5 protein-coding genes are annotated in these 6,000 nt (G+C 66.2%); 3 read left to right on the top strand and 2 right to left on the bottom strand.

The genetic code is table 11. The annotated features are described in order from the left end of the window. Together OG921_RS26120 and OG921_RS26115 are read left to right on the top strand one after the other, a co-directional pair. The coding region (locus OG921_RS26120; RefSeq protein ID WP_266115468.1) for an ABC-F family ATP-binding cassette domain-containing protein at positions 1–1,164 on the top strand (1,164 nt) is incomplete at its 5' end. A 123-nt stretch (positions 1,165–1,287) separates the two neighbouring features. Then, positions 1,288–1,512, top strand: a complete 225-nt coding sequence (locus OG921_RS26115; protein ID WP_266115467.1) for a helix-turn-helix domain-containing protein — start codon at positions 1,288–1,290, stop codon at positions 1,510–1,512. A gap of 81 nt (positions 1,513–1,593) precedes the next feature. Here the strand turns inward: OG921_RS26115 and OG921_RS26110 are convergent, their stop codons facing one another. Both OG921_RS26110 and acnA read right to left on the bottom strand, forming a co-directional pair. Beyond that, positions 1,594–2,160, bottom strand: coding sequence for a TetR/AcrR family transcriptional regulator (locus OG921_RS26110; RefSeq protein WP_266115466.1), 567 nt, complete (start codon positions 2,158–2,160; stop codon positions 1,594–1,596). Positions 2,161–2,270: 110 nt separating this feature from the next. After that, positions 2,271–5,090 (bottom strand): aconitate hydratase AcnA, encoded by a 2,820-nt coding sequence (gene acnA / locus OG921_RS26105; RefSeq protein WP_266115465.1) that lies wholly within the window; start codon positions 5,088–5,090, stop codon positions 2,271–2,273. 276 nt (positions 5,091–5,366) lie between these two features. Here acnA and OG921_RS26100 point away from each other — a divergent pair, with 276 nt between their 5' ends. Continuing rightward, complete coding sequence (locus OG921_RS26100) at positions 5,367–5,891, top strand: DUF6676 family protein (RefSeq protein ID WP_266115464.1); 525 nt, start codon at positions 5,367–5,369, stop codon at positions 5,889–5,891. Positions 5,892–6,000: the final 109 nt, after the last annotated feature.

Genomic DNA, 6,000 nt, shown 5'->3' with positions numbered 1-6,000 from the left:
CAGCAACTGCATACGTTGTCCGGCGGTCAGCGCCGGCGTGTCGAACTGGCCCGAATCCTGTTCGCCGCCTCCGACGGGTCCGGTGGCAAGTCGAACACCACGCTGCTGCTCGACGAGCCGACCAACCACCTCGATGCCGACTCCATCACCTGGCTGCGCGGGTTCCTGCAGAGCCATGACGGCGGCCTGGTCGTGATCAGCCACGACGTCGATTTGCTCGCGGACGTCGTCAACAAGGTGTGGTTCCTCGACGCGGTTCGTGGTGAGGCCGACATGTACAACATGGGCTGGCACAAGTACATGGACGCGCGTGCGACCGACGAACAGCGCCGCCGCCGCGAGCGCGCCAACGCCGAGAAGAAGGCCGGCGCCTTGCGGACGCAGGCCGCCAAGCTCGGTGCCAAGGCCACCAAGGCGACCGCCGCGCAGAACATGGCCAAGCGCGCGGACAAGCTGATGAACGACCTCGACGACATTCGCGTCGCCGACAAGGTCGCAAAGATCCGCTTCCCGAACCCGGCGGCGTGCGGCAAGACGCCGCTGATGGCCAAGGAACTCACCAAGGTCTACGGCTCGCTGGAGATCTTCACCGGCGTCGACCTCGCGATCGACCGCGGTAGTCGCGTCGTCATCCTCGGCCTCAATGGTGCGGGCAAGACGACGCTGCTGCGCCTGCTGGCCGGCGTGGAGACGCCCGACCTCGGCCAATTGGAGCCCGGCCACGGGCTGAAGATCGGCTACTTCGCCCAGGAGCACGACACCCTCGACGACAACGCGACGGTGTGGGAGAACATCCGCCACGCCGCGCCGGACGCGGGGGAGCAGGATCTGCGTGGCCTACTCGGCGCGTTCATGTTCACCGGGCCGCAGCTCGACCAGCCGGCCGGCACGCTTTCCGGTGGTGAGAAGACGCGTCTCGCGCTCGCCGGACTGGTGTCGTCGGCGGCGAACGTGCTGCTGCTCGACGAGCCCACCAACAACCTGGATCCCATCTCGCGCGAGCAGGTGCTCGACGCGTTGCGCAGCTATGCGGGCGCCGTCGTTCTGGTGACCCACGACCCCGGTGCAGCCGAGGCGTTGTCGCCGGAACGGGTGATCCTGCTGCCGGATGGCACCGAGGATCATTGGTCCCAGGACTACCTCGATCTCATCACGCTCGCCTGAGGCGAGTTCGCCCGTACACGTTTGCCGAGGGAAATCCCCCCGCGATCTGCGATTTCGTTGATCATCGCGGCGCGAGGTCGCTAGCCTTGAACGCAGCCCGGCTCAGCCGAACGGGAGGACGCCATGGGCAGCGGTTCGGGAATTCCCAAGGGAACGCGGGTGACCGGAAAATCCCGCGATAGATTGCAGGGCCAGCTGAAGAGGCAGTACGAGGCTGGGGCCAGTATCCGCTCGCTCGCACAGGCGACCGGTCGCTCGTACGGCTTCATTCACAACGTGCTGGTCGAAGCCGACGTCACACTGCGGGGACGCGGCGGGGCGAACCGGCGTAAGCCGGGCGCCGGATAGACATACTCGGCCGCGGTGTTGATCGAGCGGCTCAGCCACTGTGCTCGTCGAGCGGCTCAGCCGCTGTGCTCGTCGAGCGGCTCAGCCGCTGCGCCGCACCGACTCCTCGACCAGGTCGAGCACCGCGGGCAGGTTGTCGTCGGACTGCCCGGAGGCGATCCGGGCGATGAGTCCGTCGAGCACGACGTCGAGAAAGCCGAGCACGACATCGGTGGGGACGTCCTCGCGCAGTCGTCCCGCCGCCCGCTGCTTCTCGAGTCGGGCCAGTGTCGCGTCGGTCAGTTCGGCCGAGTGTTCGGACCAATCCTTGCGGAACTCGTAGTCGGTGCGCAGCCGGCGCGCGATCTCGAGCCGCGTCGTGAGCCAGTCGAACTGCTCGGGTTCCGACAGCATGTCGCGCATGACCTGCACGAGGCCCTCGTTGGCGGCGACGTCCGCCATCCGGCGCGCGTCCTCGCGGGCGAGCGCCAGAAACAACGCGTCCTTGTCGCGGTAGTGGTGAAAGATCGCGCCGCGCGACAGGCCGGTCGCTTCCTCGAGCCGACGAACCGTCGCGCCCTCGAAGCCGAACTCGGCGAAACAGCGTCGCGCGCCGTCGAGGATCTGACTGCGCCGCGCCGCGAGGTGGTCCTCGCTGACCTTTGGCAAATGCTGCCTCCTTCGTCGGCGGGTGGGCACGTGCCCGCCTTCGGGTGAGCGAGACGCCCGGCCGGCGCGCTGACGCCGGCCGGGTATCACACTCGGCGATCGCTGTCGGATCAGCTGTTGATCATGTTCCGCAGCACGTACTGCAGGATGCCGCCGTTGCGGAAGTAGTCCGCCTCACCCGGGGTGTCGATGCGCACCACCGCGTCGAACTCGACCTTCTCGTCGTTCTCCTTCGTGGCGGTCACATGCACCGTCTTCGGCGTCTTTCCCTCGTTGAGGGTTGCGATGCCCGTGATGTCGAAGGTCTCGGTGCCGTCGAGGTTCAGCGACTTGGCCGATTCGCCCTCGGGGAACTGCAGCGGGATGACGCCCATACCGATGAGGTTCGAGCGGTGGATCCGCTCGAAGGATTCGGTGATGACCGCCTTCACGCCGAGCAGGCTGGTGCCCTTCGCGGCCCAGTCGCGCGACGAGCCCGAGCCATACTCCTTGCCGCCCAGGACGACCAGCGGGATGCCGGCTTCCTGGTAGTTCTGCGACGCGTCGTAGATGAACGCCTGCGGGCCACCGTCCTGCGTGAAGTCACGGGTGTAGCCGCCGGAGACATCGTCGAGCAGTTGGTTCTTCAGCCGGATGTTCGCGAACGTGCCGCGGATCATCACCTCGTGGTTGCCGCGCCGCGAGCCGAGGGAGTTGTAGTCCTTGCGCTCCACGCCGTGCGAATCGAGGTACTGTGCCGCCGGGGTGCCGGGCTTGATCGGGCCGGCCGGGCTGATGTGGTCGGTGGTGACCGAATCGCCGAGCAGCGCGAGCACGCGGGCGCCCGCGATGTCGCTGACCGGAGCCGGCTCCATCTCCATGCCGTCGAAGTACGGCGCCTTGCGGACATAGGTCGAGTTCTCGTCCCACGCGAACGTGTCGCCCTCGGGGGTCTCGAGGTTCTGCCAGCGATGGTCGCCGGCGAAGATCGTGGCGTAGGACTTGGTGAACATCTCGCGGTTGATCGCCGACTTGATGGTGTCGTCGATCTCCTGCGCGGACGGCCAGATGTCCGCGAGGAAGACGTCGTTGCCGTCGGTGTCCTGGCCCAGCGCGTCGTGCTCGAAATCGAAGTCCATCGTGCCCGCGAGGCCGTACGCGATGACCAGCGGCGGTGAAGCCAGGTAGTTCATCTTGACGTCGGGCGAGATGCGGCCTTCGAAGTTGCGGTTACCCGACAGCACCGCTGTGACGGTGAGGTCGTTGTCATTGACCGCCTTGGAGATCTCCTCCGGCAGCGGGCCGGTGTTACCGATGCAGGTGGTGCAGCCGTAGCCGCCGAGGTAGTAGCCCAGCTTCTCCAGGTACGGCCAGAGACCGGCCTTCTCGTAGTAGTCGGTGACGACCTGTGAACCGGGCGCCATGTTGGTCTTGACCCACGGCTTGGTCGACAGACCCTTCTCCACGGCGTTGCGGGCGAGCAGTGCGGCGCCGAGCATGACCGACGGGTTCGAGGTGTTGGTGCAGGAGGTGATGCCTGCGACCACGACCGCGCCATGATCGAGGATGAACTCCCCACGCTCCTCGGTAGTCACCTTGATCGGCTTGCTCGGACGTCCCTCGGCGCCGTTCGCTGCCGAGGCGACATCGACGGAGTCGTCATCGGCAAACGACAGCACAGCCGGATCGCTGGCGGGGAACGACTCCTCGACGGCTTCGTCGAGGTGGGTGTGCGGAGTCGCCGCGGCGGGTCCGGACTCCTCGTCGCTGGTGTAGTTGTGGATGTCCTTGCGGAACGCGGTCTTGGACTCCGACAGCAGGATCCGGTCCTGCGGACGCTTTGGTCCGGCGATGGAGGGCACTACGGTGCTCAGGTCGAGTTCGATGTACTCGGAGTAGGTGGGCTCGCGGTCCGCGTCGTGCCACATGCCCTGTTCCTTGGCATAGGCCTCGACGAGCGCGAGCTGCTGATCGTCCCGGCCGGTCAGGCGCAGGTAGTTGATCGTCTCTCCGTCGATCGGGAAGATCGCAGCGGTGGAGCCGAATTCGGGGCTCATGTTGCCCAGGGTGGCGCGGTTGGCCAGCGGCACCTCGGCGACGCCTGCGCCGTAGAATTCGACGAACTTGCCGACCACACCGTGCTTGCGCAGCATTTCGGTGACGGTGAGCACGACGTCGGTCGCGGTCACGCCCGGCTTGATCTCACCGGTCAGCTTGAAGCCGACGACGCGCGGGATCAGCATGGAGACAGGCTGGCCGAGCATGGCCGCCTCTGCCTCGATGCCACCGACGCCCCAGCCGAGCACGCCGAGGCCATTGACCATCGTGGTGTGCGAGTCGGTGCCGACGCAGGTGTCCGGGTACGCCTGACCGTTGCGAGTCATCACGGTCGGTGCGAGGTACTCGATGTTGACCTGGTGCACGATGCCCATGCCGGGCGGGACGACCTTGAAGTCGTCGAAAGCGCCCTGGCCCCAGCGCAGGAACTGGTAGCGCTCACCGTTGCGCTGGTATTCGAGATCGACGTTGCGCTCGAGTGCGTCGGCGCGACCGAAGACGTCGAGGATCACAGAGTGGTCGATGACCATGTCGGCGGGGGAGAGCGGATTGACCTTGTTGGGGTCGCCGCCCAGGGTGGTCACGGCCTCGCGCATGGTGGCGAGGTCGACGATGCAGGGCACGCCGGTGAAGTCCTGCATGATCACGCGGGCCGGGGTGAACTGGATCTCGACGCTCGGCTGCGCCGAGGGATCCCAGTTCGCGATGGCCTCGATGTGGTCCTTGGTGATATTGGCGCCGTCCTCGGTGCGCAGCAGGTTCTCGGCGAGGACTTTCAGAGCGTAGGGAAGTTTTTCGGTACCCGGCACCGCGGAGAGACGGAAGATCTCGTACGACTCGCTTCCGACCTCGAGGGTGCCCTTGGCGCCGAACGTATCGATACTTGCGGTCACGTCAGCTCCAGTCGTCTTTGGACGTCCGCCGACCAGGCTGTGTCGGCGGGATGATCGGTCGTCTGGTCCGGGCGTTCGGCTCCGGTGGCGGCGACCCGACCGAGCCTAACAGTACGCTTGTCCTGTGAACTTCGCCGGGCGGTTGGAAGAAGTCTTCGACGGTCATCCCGGGCCATCGCGCGGAGGAATTCGGGCGCTCGTGTCCGCCGCCGGATGCATCGATTGTTCGCGTACTGTGCTGAGCGAGTCCACACCGCCTACGAGACCGGATGATCGATGTCGTTCGCCCATACCTTCGTGCCCGTCGCAGCCGACCTCCCGCCCGATACCGATGTCGACACGATCGTCGCCGGACTTGCGGGCGACCACGTGTACGCGCCGAGTGACGTGGAACCGCAGATTGCCGAACAGGTTGAGCACGCCCGTGCCGATGGACTGCAACTGAGCGTCGTCGTCGTCCCGGAGAACGGACCGCACGACTCGTTGCTGCGAAACTTGGCCACCGAGGTCGGGAGCGACGAGGGCGGCACGGTGCTCGTGCTCAGTCCGGACTGGGCGGGCACCTACAGCGATTCGATCAGCCGGGTCAAACTCGAGGCCGGCGAGGATCACGCGAAGTTTGTCGGCGATCCGGTCGTCGCAACCGGGAACTTCGTCGACGAAGTGGATGGGCCGGCCCTGTCGTGGACCGTGTTGACCGCGGTGCTGGTTGCCATCACGGTCCTAGCCGTGGCAGGCCTGTACCTGGTGAAGGCCGGGCGTGCGGCGAAGTCGACCGAAGCGGCCGACACGCCCCAGTAATTTCGCGACCCCTTTCAATTCCTTCTGCATAGGCGTCGGCGCTTTCGCCCGGACGCCGGCTTTCGATCATTTGCCCAGGTGAGGGCACCTCGAATTACCGCCTTGTTAT

Origin of the sequence: Aldersonia sp. NBC_00410 (genome assembly GCF_026342035.1) — a bacterium.
Classification (GTDB): Bacteria; Actinomycetota; Actinomycetes; order Mycobacteriales; family Mycobacteriaceae; genus Aldersonia.
Note: the sequence above shows the minus strand (reverse complement) of the source record. Positions and strands in the feature narration are given on the sequence as shown.